Source organism: Enterobacter sp. DVT3837, assembly GCF_056238685.1.
This window is the reverse complement of the sequence record NZ_JBWDLA010000003.1, coordinates 191,779-209,185: the sequence shown is the minus strand read 5'-3', so window position 1 is coordinate 209,185 and position 17,407 is coordinate 191,779. Positions and strand designations below refer to the sequence as shown.

Here is a 17,407-nt window from a genome sequence, read left to right as displayed (position 1 = left end):
TATGCGATTCAAACGCCCGCAGGTGCGCTATGCCGACACGCCGCAGCCTGCCACCCCGTACCAATCCGCCGCGCAGGTGTGGGACGAGCGCATCGGCTCGGCCCGCGTCCAGGCCAAGAACTGGCGTTTTATGGCCTTCGGCTGCCTCACGCTTGCGCTGCTGATGGCCGGTGGCCTGGTGTGGCGCTCGGCGCAGTCCATCGTCACCCCTTACGTCATCGAGGTCGATCAGTCGGGGCAGGTGCGCGCCGTCGGCGAAGCCGCCACGCCGTACCGGCCCGCCGATGCGCAGATCGCGCACCACCTGGCGCGCTTCGTGACGCTGGTGCGCTCGCTGTCTATCGATCCCATCGTGGTGCGGCAAAACTGGCTGGACGCCTACGACTACACCACCGACAAAGGCGCGGCGGTGCTCAACGACTACGCCAGCAAGAACGATCCTTTCGCCCGTGTTGGCCGCGAGTCGGTGACGGTGCAGATCACCAGCGTGGTACGCGCCAGCGATGCCTCGTTCAACGTCCGTTGGACGGAGCAACGGTTCATCAACGGTGCCCCCGCCGGGACCGAGCGATGGAACGCGGTGCTTTCCACCGTCCTGCAAACCCCGCGCACCGAACAGCGCCTGCGCAAGAACCCGCTGGGTATCTACGTCAACGGCCTGTCGTGGAGCCGCGAACTGGATTCTTCTGAAGGAGCCAAGCCATGAACCTGTCTTTCCGCTTATACGCTTTCGCGCTGACCGTGGTGGCCCTGTCGGGCTGCGCTTCGCAGGGCAAGCCGCCTCCGTCCATTTCGCTCGATGAGCCGGTGCAGGCACAGCCGCTGCCGGAGCCGCCTGCTCCAGTGGAAGTCGTCGCCATGCCCGAGCCGCTGGCGCTGCCAGCGCAGTTGAAGCCGCTGCACGAGTTGGACGCGGCCCCGGCTAAGCCGGAGCCGGCCGATGAGAAGGTGCGCGTTTCCCGTGCCAATGCCGAGGCGCGCATCGCGCCCACGCGCGAGGGCTACGTCAATGCGATTCAGGTGTGGCCCTTCACCGATGGTGCGCTCTACCAAGTCTATGCCGCGCCGGGACGCGTGACCGTGGTTTCCTTGCAGCCGGGCGAGGAACTAGTGACGGTCGCAGCCGGCGATACCGTGCGCTGGATCGTCGGTGACACGTCCAGCGGCAGCGGCGACGCGATGCGCATCAATGTGCTGGTCAAGCCCATCCGCTCAGGCCTCAAGACGAATTTGGTCATCACCACCAGTCGCAGAACATACCTGCTGGAACTGACCTCGACGGAAAAGGCATGGATGGCGTCGGTGTCCTGGGACTACCCAAAAGACCGGATGTTGGCCTTGCAGCGCCAGTCGCAGGCGGCTAGCGCCGCCGCACCGGTCGATACCGGACTGTCGCTGGAGAAGATCCGCTTCCGATATTCCGTCTCAGGCAGCAATCCGCCGTGGAAGCCGCTGCGCGCCTTCGACGATGGCGAGAAGGTCTATATCCAGTTCCCGCCGGGAATCGCCCAAGGCGAGCTGCCACCGCTGTTCGTCATCGGCGCGCAGGGCGACGGACAACTGGTGAATTACCGTTTTCGCTCGCCTTACTACATCGTGGATCGGCTGTTCGGCGCGGCCGAACTGCGCCTGGGCGGCGACAAGGGTGACGTGGTGCGTATCGAACGCACGGATGGCTTGGCGCGGAGGAACTGACCATGAGCCAGGACGACACTCCCGACCTCGCCACGCCGCATGCGGGCAAGGTGGCACCCGAGGCAGTTGCGCTGCGCGCCCAACCGCGCCCGGTCACGCGCCTGAACCGGCGCACGCTGGCCATCCTCGTCGGCGGTCTCTCGGTCGCTGTGCTCGGCGCGCTGATGTGGTCGCTGCAACCGCAGCGGCGCGGTGCAGGCGAGCAGACCGAGCTTTACAACGTCGATCGCGTCTCGAAGTCCGAAGGGTTGGACGCGCTGCCGGCGGACTACTCGAAGCTGCCGCCCCCCTTGGCGGCATCCGTGCCGGAGTTGGGGCCGCCGCTGCCAGGCGATCTTGGCCCGGCCATTGTGAAGTCGCAGCAGCCGGTGACGGCCGCCTACGCGGCCCCCGGCAACGACCCCAACGACGCGTTGCGCAAGGAAGCCGAAGCAGCAGCGGCATCGGCGGTGTTCTTCCGCTCTGGTTCGCAGAAGGCCGCGCCGGTGGCGCAGACACAGGTAGCCGCTGCGCCGGGCTTCACCGCCAATGCGGCCTTCGACCCGCTGGCGGCCGGGCCTGCGTCGACGGCGGCCCAGCCCGCCGACCCGACCGCCGTGCAGAACCGGCAAGACCAGAAAGAGGCATTCCAGAAAGCCGGAACCACGGAAGCCCGTGATTCCGGCAACCTGACGCTGCCGGCGTCGCCGTATCAGGTCATGGCCGGAACGGTGGTCGCCGGGGCGCTGGTGACGGGCATCAAGTCGGACTTGCCGGGCGATGTGATCGCCACAGTGACGGAGCCGGTCTATGACACGGCTACCGGCAAGTTCCTGCTGATCCCGCAGGGGTCACGCATCCTGGGCAAATACAACAGCCAGGTCAGCTACGGGCAGAGCCGCGTGCAAGTGGTGTGGAACCGGATCATCCTGCCCGACACGTCTTCGCTCAAGCTCGACAACTTGGCCGGCACCGATCCGGCCGGCTACGCCGGCTTGGAAGATGATGTGGATTGGCATTGGGATCGCGTCTTTGCCGGTGCGGCACTGACGACGCTACTGGGCATCGGTGCCGAACTGGCTGCGCCGGAGAACCGGCAGGACGGTGATCGCGTCATCATCGCCGGCCGCGATAGCGCCCAGGACAGCATCAATCAGGTCGGTCAGGAGATGACCCGGCGCAACCTCAACATCCAGCCCACCTTGACGGAGCGCCCCGGCTTGCCGGTTCGCATCATCGTCAACCGCGATCTGGTGCTGCGGCCGTACCAGCCACTTTTCTTCAACAGGGGGACTTCGCGATGACGACGCGCAAGCTACGGCTCGGGCCGCTGCCGAAAACGGAATCCACGAAGCTGACTTTTGCTTGCCCGGCCAGCCTGAAAGCCGACCTCGACCGCTACGCTACGCTGCACGCGCAGACCTACGGCGAGGCGGTCGATGCCACGGTGCTAATTCCGCACATGCTAGAAGCCTTCATGGTCGGAGATCGGGGATTCAGGAAGGGAGGCGCGGGCAAGGCCGCGCCGCCGAAGCCAAGCTGATGATGCCGGTTTCCGCTGGCGGCCATCCCTCAAACGCGCAGCCCAAGGCTGCGCGTTCTTCATTCTGGAGGACGGCGACCGATTGGGCTATGAAGACCAAACGCGGCTACCGCCTGCAGGCAACCGCCCCCGATGCAGCACGCTCGGGCTTTCTACCGCGAAGCTCCTATGTGGCTCCCAGCCCACAACGCCACAGCCCCGCAAGGCGGCCCGAAGTAGAGCCAAACCCGCACCCCATATAGACTTCCGGCCATCAGGCTGATTTCAACAATCGCTTGACTGCGGACATTTTTTATTGCTGCGCTGCGCTCCAGGCGTCCAGTTCTTCCTTCGTTTCGAACGACACAACTACTACAGCATCATGATCAGGGCGTTGCGGCTGTCGCACCATCTGAAAAGGCGGCTCAAAGGTCATATAGTAAATAGGCTGTTCCCGGCGTGCCACCCACTCAGCTTGTTTCCGTTCTGCCAGTTCACAGGCCTCATCATACGTGTCAGCCTGAGCCAGCCATGTCGGCCTATCCCACGCCCCGCCGTTCAGACAGTACACGTGAAATTTCTCGTTATGGGTGACGCAGTAAGGATGATCCCACCAGGCATCGAGCTGGGCCTTGCTGCGCTTCTCGTTAGGCGTAATGTCGAAATTCTTCGGAAGTGTAGGGTTGTTCGGGATCTGGTTAGGCATCATGCGCCTCCTGTTCATACACGCCACGGGGAAGCGCCCGCATGTCATCAGTAATGACAAAAAGCGATTCTGAAATCGTGTTGCCTGTTGGGCGCCCGTCCCCGCAAATTACCACGGCATCATTGCCTGGGTAGCGAGCCGACTCAATGACGGCGAATTCTATGCCATCTGCACGGCGAAACCAGTACAGGCTTTCACCTTCCGGTGATGTTTCAATAGTCTTGCGGAAAAACGTTCCTTCCAGTGTTTCGGGGATGTAAGGCATAAACACTCCTTGTGTACGAAAAAGACCACAAGTTGTTACCCCTGCGGCCTGATCGGGCGAATGCTGCCATTAAGACGGTTAATCGCCCTTGTAAGGTGAGGCAACAAAATGGATTCTAACGCTGTAGCTAACATTCCAGTAGGAATAATTATCCCCGCGAACGCGGATCTAAAACTGATCATCTTTGACTTTCCCAGCATCCGTCCGCTGGGCCAGCAGCAGCAAACACGGGTTCAGCAAGGCGATACACTGTACCGGGTACTGTAAACCCCTGTCCTGCCTATGTCGGTCAGCAGGACTGGAGGCGTGAAGTTCACGTGCTGTGGCCATATACAGACTGGTCTTCCCATGACTCACTGTCATGTTCAAGGGGGCCGGTGATCCATTGTGCGGTGCGTGAAGCTCGGGAGCGAAAAGCCCATGTTTCGTCAGGGCCGATAGTGACGTTTTCCTCCGTCAATGAGGCGTTTTCTGGCATTACAGGTAACTTGCGGGTATCACGATCACCGCTTCCCAGCCAGTGTTCTACTTGCGCCTGGGTCTGAAACAAAAAAGCATGCATATGGCAGGCTGTACCGTCATTGATACCGTACATCCGAAGTCCATCATCAAACTCAGCTATAAAAATATTGTGTGACATACATTAACCTCATGGAATTCGTTTTTTCAGGGGCGAATCCTGGTGCCTTAATTAAAGGGTAAAAAGGTAAACGCTCACCAATGGTACAATATAAAAAACCAATAACGTCATCCACGAACCTTTTTTGAGGCCGTAGATGATTTTAAACGTAGTATCTCTAAACTCGTACAAAATGGAGCATCAAAATAATGAAAATAAACATGGGTAGTCTGAAAAGCGCTGCACCGCTCTTTGTTCTTATTGGCTTGATGATCGCGTTTTCGGCCTATGTGAAATCATGGGCATTGTTATACACGTTGCTGGCGTCATCAGTCATGCTCACAGTCATGATATCGTTGCCATTTCTTGTCTCGCCTTTACAGCATTCAAAATTCATAGTCCTGCGAATTTTACGTTTACTGGTTATTACGCTCTGGGCGGTTGGCCTTGTCGGCGTACTCTTTTCAGTTGTGGAACGCCTTGTATGGGTTAATGCTGACAGCTATCCGTCATGGCTGGCGAAGGAACTGGATTCCCCGACCATCACGGATGGTGAAACTTTTATTAAAGCTACAGAGTCTTTTGAGAAGACCTGCGGTAAAAATAAAGGTTCTCTCAGCGTTGTCGCAAGGCATAACGGCATGTTTATGCGCTGCGATGATAGCGTCTCTTTCGACACCTGGTGGAAGGGGGTTTACCAACTTAAAACACCTGAGACTCGATGATGCATTTCTTTAGTGCAGCAACAGAATGGCCGTATTGTGGTTAAGACATTTTCGACGATATCAGCTACTCCACTGTGGCGGGAAAAGATTCCCCTCTCAGCCACCGGGTACGCAATCTTAGTGGCTCCACTATACCGGGTACAGTTTCCACTTCAGCCTCATCGTGCTATCAGGGCCGTTCACCCTTCACGAACCACTTTATCGGGTATATCTTCCTTCCCGTGACATCACGCCATCCGGGGCGGAGGCAGTAACGGGCTCCACTATACCGGGTAAAACTTGCCAACCAGTGCCGCCACATTTCCGGTGCCTGGTTCGCAAGGGGCCTTATCCACTATACCGGGTATGGATCACATTTTCGTGGCTCCACTGTACCGGGTATAGTTCACATTTTGGTTGAAAAACACACAGAATCGTCAGGGTAAGGCTGAAGAGAAAGGGCTGCATCGGAGTTTTAGGGCTGACATTACCCGGTGTAGTGGAGATCCACTGTACCGGGTAAAAACAGAGCGGAAAGGAGAAGAATATCCACTATTCCGGGTAATGCAGCCACCCACGCGGCAGGCAGCTGCATTATCCGGCATCTATCATGGCTTCATGTTTCTTTTCAGAATATTCAGTACATAATCGCCGTTTTCTTTGTCTATGGAGTATTCCAGAAAACCGATCTCTTTAAGCTGGCCCAGCGCCTTTTTAACTGTGGCATTCTGGTTGCCAAGATGTGAGGACAGTTGCAGGCGTTCACGCAGCCGGTCAAATCCGATACGGTAAAAGGTGCTCGGTAACTCAGCCAGATACAGATACAGGGCCTGTGCGGACTCCTTACGGGCCAGTTTCTGCAACGTCTTCAGGTAGAGTCGGGTTTTACCGTCGACGCGATACAGAGTATTGAGCTTCGAATTTGGCTTGATGACGATTTTCCCGGTGGAACTGTCGTAGTACGTGGATTCCACGAGGTGCATGTTTATCGTTATCTGATCGTCTGTACCGGGTATTTTCTTAATGAACGAGATACTGGTTCGGGCAATACGCGTCAATGAAGCATCAAAACGCTCTTTCAGTTGTTTATCAATGCGCTTGGTGTCAAAACCGCAGAACTTAGCAAACTCCGGGAAATTCAGCTCCAGCTGACCTTCCGAGTCGAGCGGACGGTTAGACAATGCATAAACGATCCCACACCATGATTTGAAGTCAGAGTCCATGTCGAGGCGGGGACCATAAATTTGTATCTGGCTGTAGCCTTCACCCTCCACAATGGATAATCTCGAAAGGGGTTCAGTGGCATCGATACGGTGACTCTTCCGGCCACCCTTATCCGTGGATTTCAGTGTTGGCACAAACACACCCAGACGGAGTAAAACTTTCGGCTGAATGGTCTGTCTTAGCGTGGGAAGCAGTTGGATAACTTCCCCGGAATCTTTTAGGGACTCTTCAATGACAAGAGATAACTTGTTGTTATTACTAGACATATAGAAAGATCCGTTTTGTGCATAAGATCTACATCCTACCCGGTATAGTGTATCGAATCCACCCGGTATAGTGGATTATGCACCCTGTATAGTGGATGGATTACCCGACATAGTGTATTTCGCCCCCTGTACAGTGGATGGCGATCCGCTGAGAGCCCCGATATTACTGGCCTGCGAGGATCGTTATTCCTTTTTGATCTGCTATTGATCCTATATTGATCTTTATTATTATTCTATCCTGTTGATAACTATGCACAGAGACGTCATGAAGCATTACGATCGAAATGTGAGTAAATTCCGATCCGTTCTAAGAACCGCACTAGCACACTTCTTCCCTTGTAGAAAAAGTTACTTTTTTGACGCAAGCGGCTACAGAGTTATGAGGAGAGAGAGCGGAGAAAATGCAGGAAATGGCGTCACGAAAAAAAGCCGCCAGAGTGACTGACGGCTTTTTATGGTTACTTCAGCTCATCAATTTGGATCATAAACTCAGCGGCTCCGGTCTTGCCGTTCTCTGATGGATAAACCGGCATGAGAAGATTATCACCCATACCCATGTCGATATTAACATTTACAGACTCCCCAGGAGCTGCCTCCGCTCCATTAAACACTATCCCGAAGTTGGCATCCTTACGTACTGAGAGGGTCGCGTTCTGTAAGCCTTTGGCTATTTCACCGTTAGTCTTGCGGAGCATGTTTGTAGACAGATAGGCAAGTGGCACGTTATCAGAGGTTTTGAGCGCCGACTTTACTGCAAGGGTTCGAAGGTTATGCAGCTGTACCAAGTTGTTCGGGAGATAACTGAACTTCTGTGTGTAAGTTTTTGTGTTGGACTGGCTGTCCGACACTGTCACACTGAGAGCATAGTTTTCAGAGGGCTCGAAATTCGGGAATATGCGCGGATATTCCGGCGAGTATATGTCTTTACCAGCAGGTGACCAACTGAGTTCAACATTGTCTGATGTCGGTCCGCCAGTTAGCTGGAGACGAGTAATGCGAGGTGTGGTCAGGTTATCGCTCAGTGCAATGCGCAGATTTTCCAGACCATAGACGACGGTGTCATCCTTTACCGGCTTCCCTTCGAAGGTAATAGCAACCGTTGGGGGTGTGGCATCGAGAGCTATCACGCCATAGGTTTTGTTTGTCTGGTTACCGAAACGATCCTGAATATTCACTTCAACGTTGTATTGCCCTTCAGACTGCCGGGAAAGGTCATACTCAATCGTGTAGTTACCCGCGTTTCTGGACTTTTCGACTCCCACAGGCGTCATGCGCTGTTTGGAGTTCTTATCAGTAAGATAGAATCCGAGGAGTCTGAATCCGTCGAACCAATCATTATCTCTGTTGAGATGAGCTTCAACAGTCAGTATCTTAGATGTCGGGCTGTAGGTGATCTCACCAATTTCTGGGACGATTTGATTGTTCCAGCGTGTCATAACCCACTGCTCGGAACGAAGAATAGGGTTCGCGACACTGCGTACATAATAAAGTGTACGGTTATAACCCTGAGTCCCTACCGCCATATCAAAATTCTCAGGAGCTTCGCAACTTGTCTGGCCAACCGGAATGCGGCAGGTTAGGCGTCCCCCAACTTCCTGCTCAAACGGTCTGGCTTCTACATTAAATCTTGCCCGGACGATTTTAATCGGCAATCTGGAAGACAGAACTGTCTCGAAGTCCTTCGACTTATACCAGGTGCCATTGCTATCCTGAAAATCCTCCCAGGTGCCAGTAAAAGCAGGCGTCTTGTTTGCGTTCGGGTTGAGCGTCATCGTGTAGGTCGGGAAGTATCCTGCCCACTGTCCAAAGTTGGCCATACGAGCCATATCCCCATTGAAGGCACCAAATGGCAGCGTCATTTCGACATAGCTGTAGGTGGCATCAGAAGCGATTTCTTTTGCAGCCGAATAAAGGTTAATAAATTCCAGTCCACCCTCTGCATATGCCCGGTAGTTAGATCTCGGGATTTTATACACCAGCCTGATAGGGTTTTCGTTAACCACCATACCGGCTTTATAGGCCGGGTAGTTTTTCACGCCGGGAACGACGCTGGTTGCATCATTTGGATCATGAACAGCGAAAAGGGATATCTCACCAATTGTATTATCAAACCGAAATTTTTGGGTCGGTAACGTGCGGATATTCCCGGCGGTGTCGTAAATTTTGGCTTTTGCCTGAAATTCTTCGTCAAGGTTGCTATCAGGGATGCCCGGTTGCTTCACACTTGCGAAGGTGTAGGGCAGGTACATCGTCTTGTCACCGACGTTGTATTTCATTGGCGTTGAGCTGAAAAGGGTTCCATTAGCGCGATAGATTTCAAATATGCCTTTATCTATTCCAACCGCATCAGCGATGCCCGTTGATAAAAAGCTGTATTGCGCCACAGCTTCAAGACCTAATTTAAATACCGCTCCAGTTCCAGTGCCCAGTGATGTGGTTGCTGTAAGGGCATTTGCAGCCGGAGGTGTGGTGTCTATTGTCCAGTTGTAGTTATACGTAGCTACCACTGACTGATTCAGATCCAAAATGTTGACCTGGACGATCAGTTTTCCTTCCCCGAGAGCGGGTAAAGTTACTTTCTTCCCGTAAAATTCACTGCCGTCGGCTGCTTTTAGCCGATCAGCCACACCGGTACGGGTAGTGGTGGTATTGTACAACTGCGCCCCGGTTTCCCGGGTCACTTTAACGTTTACAAAGCGATCCAATCCAGAAATAAGCGTCAGCGTTACGGTAGAAGCCGGATTGAGTAGCATCCGGGTTGAAGGCGCGTGTACTTCAATGCCATTGGTATCTGTAAAGCTGGATTCATAAATCTGAGCTGTTACCGGAACTGAGACGCCGAGCAAAACCATAGCCAAAGTTATAGTCTGATATTTCATTCAGTATTCCCCTATTGTTTTGTCGTTATTTTAAACGATTCACCTCCGGCACTTTTTCGTTAAGCAGAGTATTTCTGGGCCGTTAATCAGCGGATATTGTCACTTTCGCTGGCCTGGCAAAAGGCGCACAAACGGGCGTTGTTTTACTGAATAATTACACCTCTTATCACCCGGGTGATGAAAACGTTTCGGGTAAAATTTCCTGGCCAACCAGGAGAACATAAATGAAATTTTACAGAGGTCCGTTGATCGCCGCCGTCTATGCGGCACTGCTGTTCCCACTTTGCGGCCAGGCTCAGCTGTACAACTATTCGTACACCGACACACGTGGTACGAAAGTGAATGCTGAACCCTCCAGAGCGTATCTCAACCCAGGTAGCGCAATTACGCTGAACTTGATATCTGGTCTCGACCGCTACGAGCGCGTTACCGTGACACGATCATCAGATAATGTGCAGATGTTCCAGAGTGTCACCGGCCTGGTGACAGTGGCCGACAGGATCACTGCCGCTGATGGTAGTGAGTACTACGGCAAATCCATGGCACTGCCGGTACTGGGCGAGGGGACTTTTGCCCTTAAATCCGAAACCCTCGACAATAAGTCGAATGTCGTGGCCACAACCAGCTACTCCTTCAGCATTGATACCCGCGTATCTTCCCCGCAACAGATGATGCAGATTCCTACGTGCTGACTGCCATAGCAATGGATGAAGCCGGAAACAGCACCACAAAGAGCAGCCGGTTCCGCTACGTACCGAACAACCTGATTGAATTTAATACCATCAAGACGCTGGCTGTGGGCGTGGGGCTGAAGACATCAGATAACCAGCCACTGGCGTATCTGCGGACCAACAGCATCCGGAAGAAAGATGGTTCGCTGATCACAGGAGTGCAGACCGGCACGCTGACGGTCCGTAAAGATGCGGCCTTTGCGGTCAGTATGAATGGGGCGACTGTCATTCCCGGAGATTCGAAAGACATCACAATAGACTTCGGTCAAGGGGATGGCATCCTGATCCCGATCTTCCCGGCCACCAGCGGCAAAGTTGGCGAATCCAGCTTCATGATCGAGCTGCCGCAAATCCAATAAACACCACAGAACCGGCCCCGTCATACGGGGCCTTTTCATGGTGTCTTAACGTAGCCAGAAAGAAACGGAACAGGCTGATTTAGTCGAATGTCAGAGATTGCTGAGAAAACGTTTATCACGCATTTCGCTCCACTGGAGAGAATTTGCTATCGCGCTCCCCGGGTGCAGGGTCTCACGCCCGATCGCCATCAAATTCAAATGCAGCTCCAATTTTTGCGTCTTGGCGTCACCTGGTTACCACCCGCACTCGCCATGGCAGAACTGGAACACCTTCTTAAGGGGTATGACGCCGACCACTGTCGGCTACTGGAAAACGTCCTGGATACAGCCCACCGGCATTACCTGGAGTCCTGTGGACCGCTAAAGAGAGAAGGGGGCCGCGTCGGGAACCGCATATCAGGCACCCGCCACGACGAAGCACATTTGTGTGTACGGTTTATGTCAACACGCTATGAATTGGCCACTGAGCTTTGTGCCGCTTATGTGTGCAGCAGGTATGCTTATGGGTGATCGTACCGGTTACTTCTTGTCTTCCAACGAGGCCAAGCGGCTAATTTCTTTCATACCGAGACGAGCGGCCACGCCCATGGCGGAGGCTTCGAGTTCGGCCTTGCCGTGTGAGACGATTTTGTCCATGGATTCCTGCATCAACTGGGTGCTGAAGGCCAGATTAACCGGCAGGTTGGCGATTGCGCCGGACAGAGACTGATATACTTCTTCAAGCTCGCGCTTTCCTGCCTTGCCTTTTGCCACCAGCAAAGCCAGTGCTTTCAGCTTTTCATTCACTTTCGCCATCTCGCGCTCAGAGGCTTCCCGGATCTGACGCTCATAACGTTCGCGTGTCGACTCAATATAGCCAATCTCCGGCTGGCGCTCATAGTCGCCGCGAATCAAACTGTTAATGGTACACGGCACGCCGTCACTCATTCCGAACGATGTGATCATTGAGGCCCACTGAGCCGGAGACAGACTGACTTTCAGAAGTGGGGAACGGCGTCTGCCTTCCGCCAGCCGATGACGGATCACTCCATCGCGCTCAACCTGCTCTGATTCACTGAAGGTCAGCGTAATCACCTCTTTATGAATGAGGTCGGAGGCATACAAGCGCTGCCCCGTCGTTGTCGTGCGGCTTACCGATACCTGCCCGTATGCCGTGTGACGGGTGATCACCTCTTCCATCTCGTTTTCTGTTACCGTCGGTATTACTGTGTTTTCCATTGTCATGCCCTGAATCGAATTAATGTTGACAGCGTCTGGCGTAATACCGATGTGAGACCGGACTGCCTGGGAACTTTACCCGTATCACTCGCTAAATTGGACGCCCGCTGACCGGAGTAACTCTCTGACATCGTCTGCCAGGAAATACGTTTCTGTTGTGTTGCCCGGGCCATCAAAGAAACAGGTCTCGGGCAACTGAATTGCCTGCGACTGCTGCTGTATCTGTTCCCGGGACTCGTTACTTTCGACGATAGCATCGGCAATGACTTCTGTTGCCCAATCGCGATCAAAGCCAGGCATCGTATGGAGTGATGCCACCATGTCGCTGGGTAAGGCATCGATATAGTCCAGAGCCGCCTGAGCTACCGAAATCAGTTCTTTCATGGTTGTCACCTTACTGTTGTGCTCATTCACCGCGCTTAACTCGCGTGAGCCGATTCTTTACGTTTATTGATAAGAAACTCTTCACCGCACGTTCCGCATTTCAAAATGTATTCTGCGTGCCTGAGTTGCTTTAAGGACATTGCTTTGCAAACGGGGCAGGCAAGGTGTTCTGAAAGCCGACGCATCAGTTGATTAATTTCAGAGCATTGTTCTGGCGTTAACTTGTGGCGGGTTTCCCACTTATAGGTCGCTTCCCGCACGACACGAGCCACGATATTTTTACCCTTCATCACTCTTGTCCTCCGGTGCAGCCAGCCATCTTACTCACTTCCGTGCGCATGTCAGCGAATAATGACCAGGTCAGGACCAAAACTGAATCCATCGCCCATCCGGTCGGAATGCTTCGATACATACGATTTCCCGTACTTCTCCAGGTCTTGCAGGCTTGATTTTGCCAGATTCCATGAATACTCATGCCCCCAGATTTCCCCATCCCGATCAGCAAATCTTGCGGGTTTATAGTTGTCCTTGAGCAGAGCATAGACACGTTCGAGAGTTGGTAATTCTGGACTGGTCTTAACGTTAGATGCGTCAGCGTTCGTCATTATTATGTACTCATTCGAGTTGATGGATAGGGAAGGTTGCACGCGAACTGTGGCGCTCCCCGTTTTACTGATAACCTGTCGGTGCTCATGCACTACGAAATTAGAATGATTGAAGGCACGTCACGCTTCCCGAAAACCTTTTCCCGTTCCGGCGTTTAGGAAGCGAGTATTCGCCGTCAAACCGGTAGATGCCGACCTTAGAGCAGGGTCCTCCGTCTTTAACCAATTCCCAGATGAAATCGGCACGGTCACTGAAATAGCCAGGACCTTCGTCAAAGGATGAAAATTCACTATGCACAACACACAGATCGCCGTGCTGACCGTTGATAAAAACGAAGTGACCTTTATGCTTTTCGCCTGGCTTCGCATCGAGGTGTCCAAACGTTTGATACATTACGGAGGCTTGATGTTCTGCCCCTGTCTTTCCAAGTAATTCACGCATCTCACTCCCCCTTTGCAGTTGCGACCATTGCACGGTAAACATCTGCAAGACGCTGGCTCATTAATCGAGACATTTTTCCAGTGGCCGAAGTTATCTGCTTCCGGCCTGCAATTAGCTGTTCCATCGTGGGAACTACCGGGACGCGGGTCATACCTTCCACTTCTCCTGCGCCAGTAGTGGTAACTTGATCAACATACTGCTCAACCTGATGCTGCTCTTCGTCGGTCCTCCATTATGATTTCTTCAATCAGACGTCTTACAACCCAGTTACTTAGGTTGCTTTGTGACGGAAGGCGCTTATACCTTCCGCCTCGGCCATTTCGTTGCCCGCGCTGAGCATTCCAGCGTCGAAGTACGCCATCGTTAATTTTCGGTGGTAGTGTGGCAACATCGCCCATCTGCCTGACTCCTGTCCTGAATTATTTCACTCGGGGCCAAAATACCGCTGTGTTGTTTGCCAGGTTACACCCCTGGCACCAACAGGGACGGGCTGTTATAAGAAAAGCGGTCTACTGGAGCATCTTCAAATCCGTGGTTCGGCGCATCTGGTGTCAGAACAAGGCCGTCATGTGCCGCGTGAATATGCAGCAGTGAATCACTGCCCGTGTCGATGTGCAGCGTCGGTACACCCCGATCGATCTCAAAAATGAGGCCGAAACAAGTCGTGCCGGATTCATTCACCACTTCACACTGAATGTTTTTCTCTTCTAACAACACCTTCACCTGATAGGACTGACAGTCTTCTTCTGGCAGCTGGGTTTCACCCAGTTGCCAGTCCTGTAACGTCCGGATAATCTCTGAAGGCGTTGCCTGCGATTCCGGCGTCAGAAGCGCATACACCTGCTGGCGGAACTGCTGGCTCAACTCCTCCATCAGGGGATTGTCCTCGCCATCGAAATGTTCTTCCCAGCCATCAGGATCAGCGTGCATCCAAACGTTATGCGTCAGAGACGGTAGTGAGTCGTCAGGGTGTACGATGAGATATGGGGAGCTTTCTTTTGTTTCCAGATAGCGGACAGGCTGGCCATCCAGCAAAGCTTCATCAACTGCCGTACCATCGGTTTCCGGCAATGCGATTTCCGTGACATTGCCGCCGCAATGCTCTGCCACAACACGCCCCAGATCCTCCATCAGTGCGCGATGTTTTTCTGGAGAATCCAGCTCGCCCAATAATTCCGGTTTTACCAGTAATGCAGTAATAATTGTTGCCAGTTCACGAGTTGAAATTAATTTAGCCATGATAGTCATCCTTTCATCTGATGTGTTAATTCTAACAGTTTCGGTTTGCTGGCTAATAACCCGGCGTGAAGTTTTTTAAAAATATATTCGCCCTTTAAACAAAGAGCGAACAATGGAATTAAAAAAGGACAAATTTGTAATTAATGAATCAGGAGGCTGCTTTAACTAATAAGCCAGGGCGACCGTTGGTATACCTGTCAGGCGGCGAAATACCGAATTCATGATTCAGGGAGTCAGTTGAAAGGACCATGCCGCCGTGAGCAGCCTGGACGTGCAGAACTGAAGGATCAGTGTCACCCGCGTTTACATGGACCGAGGGAACACCATTTTCAATTAACAACGTCAGGGCCATTACCAGGCGTGATTCCACATCCTGTACTGCCAGCTGGGCATGACCGCCGAGCGCCATAGTAACGATAAACTCTGCTGAAGACCCGGGCTGTTCGTCGTCGAGGTTGCAGTAATCACGCATTCGTACCACCTGCGAGGGAAGATTAGCATGGTTGGTTTGTGTCTGAAGGAGCATCCGCTGGAGGGCGTAGCGGCGAACTGAGCACTCTTTATGCGTCGGCAATTCATCAGGGCTTTCTTCGTCGCTGCCTTTGATATGGTCAAGCCAGCCATCTCGGGCATGGTGACGCCAGACATTATCGGTGAGGGAGTGCATGTCCGCGCCGGGAGATACGACGAGATAAGGGGTTACATCCGGAGAGGTCAGATAATCGGCCTGGCTTGATTCATCGCGATCCACCGGCATGATCACACCGTCAATCTCTCCTCCGCAATGTTTCGCCACCAGCTCAGCGATATCCTGCATAAATGCTTTATGCGACTCCGGTGTTTTTAATTCATTCATTAATGTGGGTTGCACCAGTAATCCACAGACAATTTCCGCAAGCTCGGCAGGTAATAGACATTTTGGCATGGTTGGTTCTCCTCTTTTTTGAATGAGAACACTCTAACATTCCGGCTTATTTTCCAAATAAGTTGAAGGCATTTATTTTTTTAAAAATTCATATCCAAACTATAATTAAAATAGTCCATTTTAATCTCAGAAAAGTAACTTTTCTAAAGGCTTACCGGGAGGGCATTAACGAGTGTTTCGTAATCACATTTGTGCCAGTTGAAAGCCGGTGTGCATGACCATTGTTTCGTGACCTTAAACCCAGGAATCGTCGAGCGTCTGGGAGAAAGGCTGCGACACCTTCGGTTAAGATGGGTCTTGTGAGTGGGGAAGGGACGCTACAGCCGGAAGACAAACTGAATCTGCCATTTCAGCCCGCGAGTATCCCGACCCTGTGCCACCGTTTTATAGCTAACATTTCTCCTTTACTGTAGCATTCTGCCGTTTCGCCATCCTCTCGGAACTTCGGTATACCGCGAGCGGAATATTTGCCAGTCATATGGCCCTTACTGGTAACCGGAAAAAAGCTTCATGAAGGCGGATAGGAAGTTCCTTAGACGCATATGGTGTTTTTAAATTAACACATAAGCATTGCTACTCATAAGGATGTAAAATAACCATGCCCATTAAGGATGTAATTAAGACCTCATTGGTTTTTTTTTGGTATTTGTAAACAGATAATTCCGAAAATATTTCTCAGTAAAATTGAATCCTGCATATATAAACTGCCTTTAGCAGTGCTGCAAAATTATTTTTAAAAATCTTTCATTCAGGTTATTAGCCAGCGAGACCAATCTGTCATGATTACTTCAGACCAAACCTGAGGAATCAAAAATGGATAAATACTTTGACCAGAGCGGAATTGAAATCGACAACGCTAAGATTCAGTGTATTGATTCAGTAAAAGGCACCGGGGAATATATTTATCGGGTCACTTGCAATAAATGCAAAGGCCGTGGTGAGCGTAAACACTTTTATAGGAGCCGCTGCATGGCATGTAATGGTACGGGCTATAGCCTGGTCACAACCCGTACATGTTACACCCTTTCCGCGTTATATCGCACATACCCGGAAGCGGCACGCAAGATTTCAGCAGCTCAGGCAGTAGTGCGTCAGCGTGCTGTACAATCAAAGACTTCCGCGTTCAATCTGTGGTGTAAGAGCAATCAGGAACTGGTTGACGCCATCACACAGCAAGACGGGGAGAACAGCTTTCTGAACAGTCTGAAATCGACGTTATCACGGAAATATCCATTAAGTGATAAACAACTAACGGTCGCAGCCAGAATTCTCGGGATTTAATAAATCAGCTTCAGGCTTTTATAATTCTTATTTAATTTTACTCATTCCATTACGGAGGAAGATATGATCCATTCATTTAAAGACAGACGGCTGGAAAGCTTTTTCCGTAATGGAAAGTCCACAGCAGGTATTCCTGCTGATCTGTTAAATGCGATTTCATGCAGACTGAAAACGTTAAATAATGTAAAAAACGAACGCGAATTGTTATCAAGTAGTTTGCGTTACGAACGCTTAAGGATGACCGCAAACCGGTACTCTTCCATTCGAGTTAATTCAAAATATCGGTTATTCTTTGTGTGGAATGATGGCGTACATAACGTTCACCTGTCGGCGCATGATTATAAATCGCTAATCCATTAAGGTA

At 52.2% G+C, this 17,407-nt stretch carries 21 protein-coding genes; 9 read left to right on the top strand and 12 right to left on the bottom strand.

Annotated features, from left to right (window positions below; translation table 11 throughout):
- Position 1: 1 nt before the first annotated feature.
- From trbF to AC0XWG_RS24235, 4 genes are read left to right on the top strand one after another with little or no spacing between them, the layout of a single operon-like run.
- Positions 2 to 706: a conjugal transfer protein TrbF gene (trbF, locus tag AC0XWG_RS24250; RefSeq protein ID WP_004883108.1), complete on the top strand. Its 705-nt coding sequence runs from the start codon at positions 2 to 4 to the stop codon at positions 704 to 706.
- The gene (gene trbG / locus AC0XWG_RS24245) at positions 703 to 1,695 is read left to right on the top strand and encodes a P-type conjugative transfer protein TrbG (protein ID WP_004883112.1); all 993 of its coding nucleotides are present in this window, start codon (positions 703 to 705) and stop codon (positions 1,693 to 1,695) included. The genes trbF and trbG overlap by 4 nt, the downstream gene beginning before the upstream one ends.
- 2 nt (positions 1,696 to 1,697) lie before the next feature.
- Positions 1,698 to 2,978, top strand: a complete 1,281-nt coding sequence (locus AC0XWG_RS24240) for a TraB/TrbI/VirB10 family type IV secretion system protein (RefSeq protein ID WP_004883119.1) — start codon at positions 1,698 to 1,700, stop codon at positions 2,976 to 2,978.
- The gene (locus tag AC0XWG_RS24235) at positions 2,975 to 3,217 is read left to right on the top strand and encodes a DUF2274 domain-containing protein (RefSeq protein WP_004883121.1); all 243 of its coding nucleotides are present in this window, start codon (positions 2,975 to 2,977) and stop codon (positions 3,215 to 3,217) included. Before AC0XWG_RS24240 ends, AC0XWG_RS24235 begins: the two co-directional genes overlap by 4 nt.
- A 292-nt stretch (positions 3,218 to 3,509) precedes the next feature.
- On the opposite strand, the gene AC0XWG_RS24230 is transcribed toward AC0XWG_RS24235, so the two are convergent.
- From AC0XWG_RS24230 to AC0XWG_RS24220, 3 genes are all read right to left on the bottom strand, one after another.
- Complete coding sequence (locus AC0XWG_RS24230) at positions 3,510 to 3,905, bottom strand: DNA-binding protein (RefSeq protein ID WP_223203170.1); 396 nt, start codon at positions 3,903 to 3,905, stop codon at positions 3,510 to 3,512.
- The gene (locus tag AC0XWG_RS24225) at positions 3,895 to 4,167 is read right to left on the bottom strand and encodes a hypothetical protein (RefSeq protein WP_022652138.1); all 273 of its coding nucleotides are present in this window, start codon (positions 4,165 to 4,167) and stop codon (positions 3,895 to 3,897) included. The genes AC0XWG_RS24230 and AC0XWG_RS24225 overlap by 11 nt, the downstream gene beginning before the upstream one ends.
- Positions 4,168 to 4,480: 313 nt before the next feature.
- Positions 4,481 to 4,807, bottom strand: coding sequence for a hypothetical protein (locus AC0XWG_RS24220; protein ID WP_015063087.1), 327 nt, complete (start codon positions 4,805 to 4,807; stop codon positions 4,481 to 4,483).
- 188 nt (positions 4,808 to 4,995) lie between these two features.
- Here AC0XWG_RS24220 and AC0XWG_RS24215 point away from each other — a divergent pair, with 188 nt between their 5' ends.
- Positions 4,996 to 5,511, top strand: coding sequence for a hypothetical protein (locus AC0XWG_RS24215; RefSeq protein ID WP_015063086.1), 516 nt, complete (start codon positions 4,996 to 4,998; stop codon positions 5,509 to 5,511).
- 587 nt (positions 5,512 to 6,098) lie between these two features.
- Here AC0XWG_RS24215 and AC0XWG_RS24210 read toward each other — a convergent pair.
- Together AC0XWG_RS24210 and AC0XWG_RS24205 are read right to left on the bottom strand one after the other, a co-directional pair.
- A complete protein-coding gene (locus AC0XWG_RS24210) occupies positions 6,099 to 6,980 on the bottom strand; it encodes a RepB family plasmid replication initiator protein (protein ID WP_040115182.1) in 882 nt (293 codons plus the stop codon).
- A gap of 458 nt (positions 6,981 to 7,438) precedes the next feature.
- A complete protein-coding gene (locus AC0XWG_RS24205) occupies positions 7,439 to 9,859 on the bottom strand; it encodes an Ig-like domain-containing protein (protein ID WP_015063084.1) in 2,421 nt (806 codons plus the stop codon).
- 224 nt (positions 9,860 to 10,083) lie between these two features.
- On the opposite strand from AC0XWG_RS24205, the gene AC0XWG_RS24200 reads away from it, so the two are divergent.
- Together AC0XWG_RS24200 and AC0XWG_RS24195 are read left to right on the top strand one after the other, a co-directional pair.
- On the top strand, positions 10,084 to 10,551 hold the full coding sequence (locus AC0XWG_RS24200; RefSeq protein WP_015063083.1) for a DUF4165 domain-containing protein: 468 nt from the start codon (positions 10,084 to 10,086) through the stop codon (positions 10,549 to 10,551).
- Positions 10,545 to 10,949 (top strand): Ig-like domain-containing protein, encoded by a 405-nt coding sequence (locus AC0XWG_RS24195; protein WP_071701118.1) that lies wholly within the window; start codon positions 10,545 to 10,547, stop codon positions 10,947 to 10,949. Before AC0XWG_RS24200 ends, AC0XWG_RS24195 begins: the two co-directional genes overlap by 7 nt.
- A gap of 519 nt (positions 10,950 to 11,468) precedes the next feature.
- Here AC0XWG_RS24195 and AC0XWG_RS24190 read toward each other — a convergent pair.
- From AC0XWG_RS24190 to AC0XWG_RS24160, 7 genes are all read right to left on the bottom strand, one after another.
- Positions 11,469 to 12,167: a hypothetical protein gene (locus AC0XWG_RS24190; protein ID WP_022652135.1), complete on the bottom strand. Its 699-nt coding sequence runs from the start codon at positions 12,165 to 12,167 to the stop codon at positions 11,469 to 11,471.
- A gap of 84 nt (positions 12,168 to 12,251) precedes the next feature.
- Positions 12,252 to 12,551, bottom strand: a complete 300-nt coding sequence (locus tag AC0XWG_RS24185) for a hypothetical protein (RefSeq protein ID WP_032610385.1) — start codon at positions 12,549 to 12,551, stop codon at positions 12,252 to 12,254.
- 35 nt (positions 12,552 to 12,586) lie between these two features.
- Positions 12,587 to 12,841 (bottom strand): hypothetical protein, encoded by a 255-nt coding sequence (locus tag AC0XWG_RS24180; RefSeq protein ID WP_022652133.1) that lies wholly within the window; start codon positions 12,839 to 12,841, stop codon positions 12,587 to 12,589.
- A gap of 51 nt (positions 12,842 to 12,892) precedes the next feature.
- Positions 12,893 to 13,156, bottom strand: coding sequence for a hypothetical protein (locus AC0XWG_RS24175; RefSeq protein WP_022652132.1), 264 nt, complete (start codon positions 13,154 to 13,156; stop codon positions 12,893 to 12,895).
- A 100-nt stretch (positions 13,157 to 13,256) separates the two neighbouring features.
- Entirely contained in the window at positions 13,257 to 13,598 is a 342-nt protein-coding gene (locus AC0XWG_RS24170; RefSeq protein WP_032610383.1) for a hypothetical protein, read from the bottom strand.
- A gap of 462 nt (positions 13,599 to 14,060) precedes the next feature.
- Positions 14,061 to 14,837, bottom strand: a complete 777-nt coding sequence (locus AC0XWG_RS24165; RefSeq protein WP_022652130.1) for a hypothetical protein — start codon at positions 14,835 to 14,837, stop codon at positions 14,061 to 14,063.
- Between the two features lie 148 nt (positions 14,838 to 14,985).
- Positions 14,986 to 15,762: a hypothetical protein gene (locus tag AC0XWG_RS24160; RefSeq protein WP_022652129.1), complete on the bottom strand. Its 777-nt coding sequence runs from the start codon at positions 15,760 to 15,762 to the stop codon at positions 14,986 to 14,988.
- Positions 15,763 to 16,575: 813 nt separating this feature from the next.
- Here AC0XWG_RS24160 and AC0XWG_RS24155 point away from each other — a divergent pair.
- Together AC0XWG_RS24155 and AC0XWG_RS24150 are read left to right on the top strand one after the other, a co-directional pair.
- Entirely contained in the window at positions 16,576 to 17,043 is a 468-nt protein-coding gene (locus AC0XWG_RS24155; protein ID WP_022652128.1) for a DnaJ-like cysteine-rich domain-containing protein, read from the top strand.
- 63 nt (positions 17,044 to 17,106) lie between these two features.
- Positions 17,107 to 17,403, top strand: coding sequence for a type II toxin-antitoxin system RelE/ParE family toxin (locus AC0XWG_RS24150; protein ID WP_015063076.1), 297 nt, complete (start codon positions 17,107 to 17,109; stop codon positions 17,401 to 17,403).
- Positions 17,404 to 17,407 lie beyond the last annotated feature (4 nt).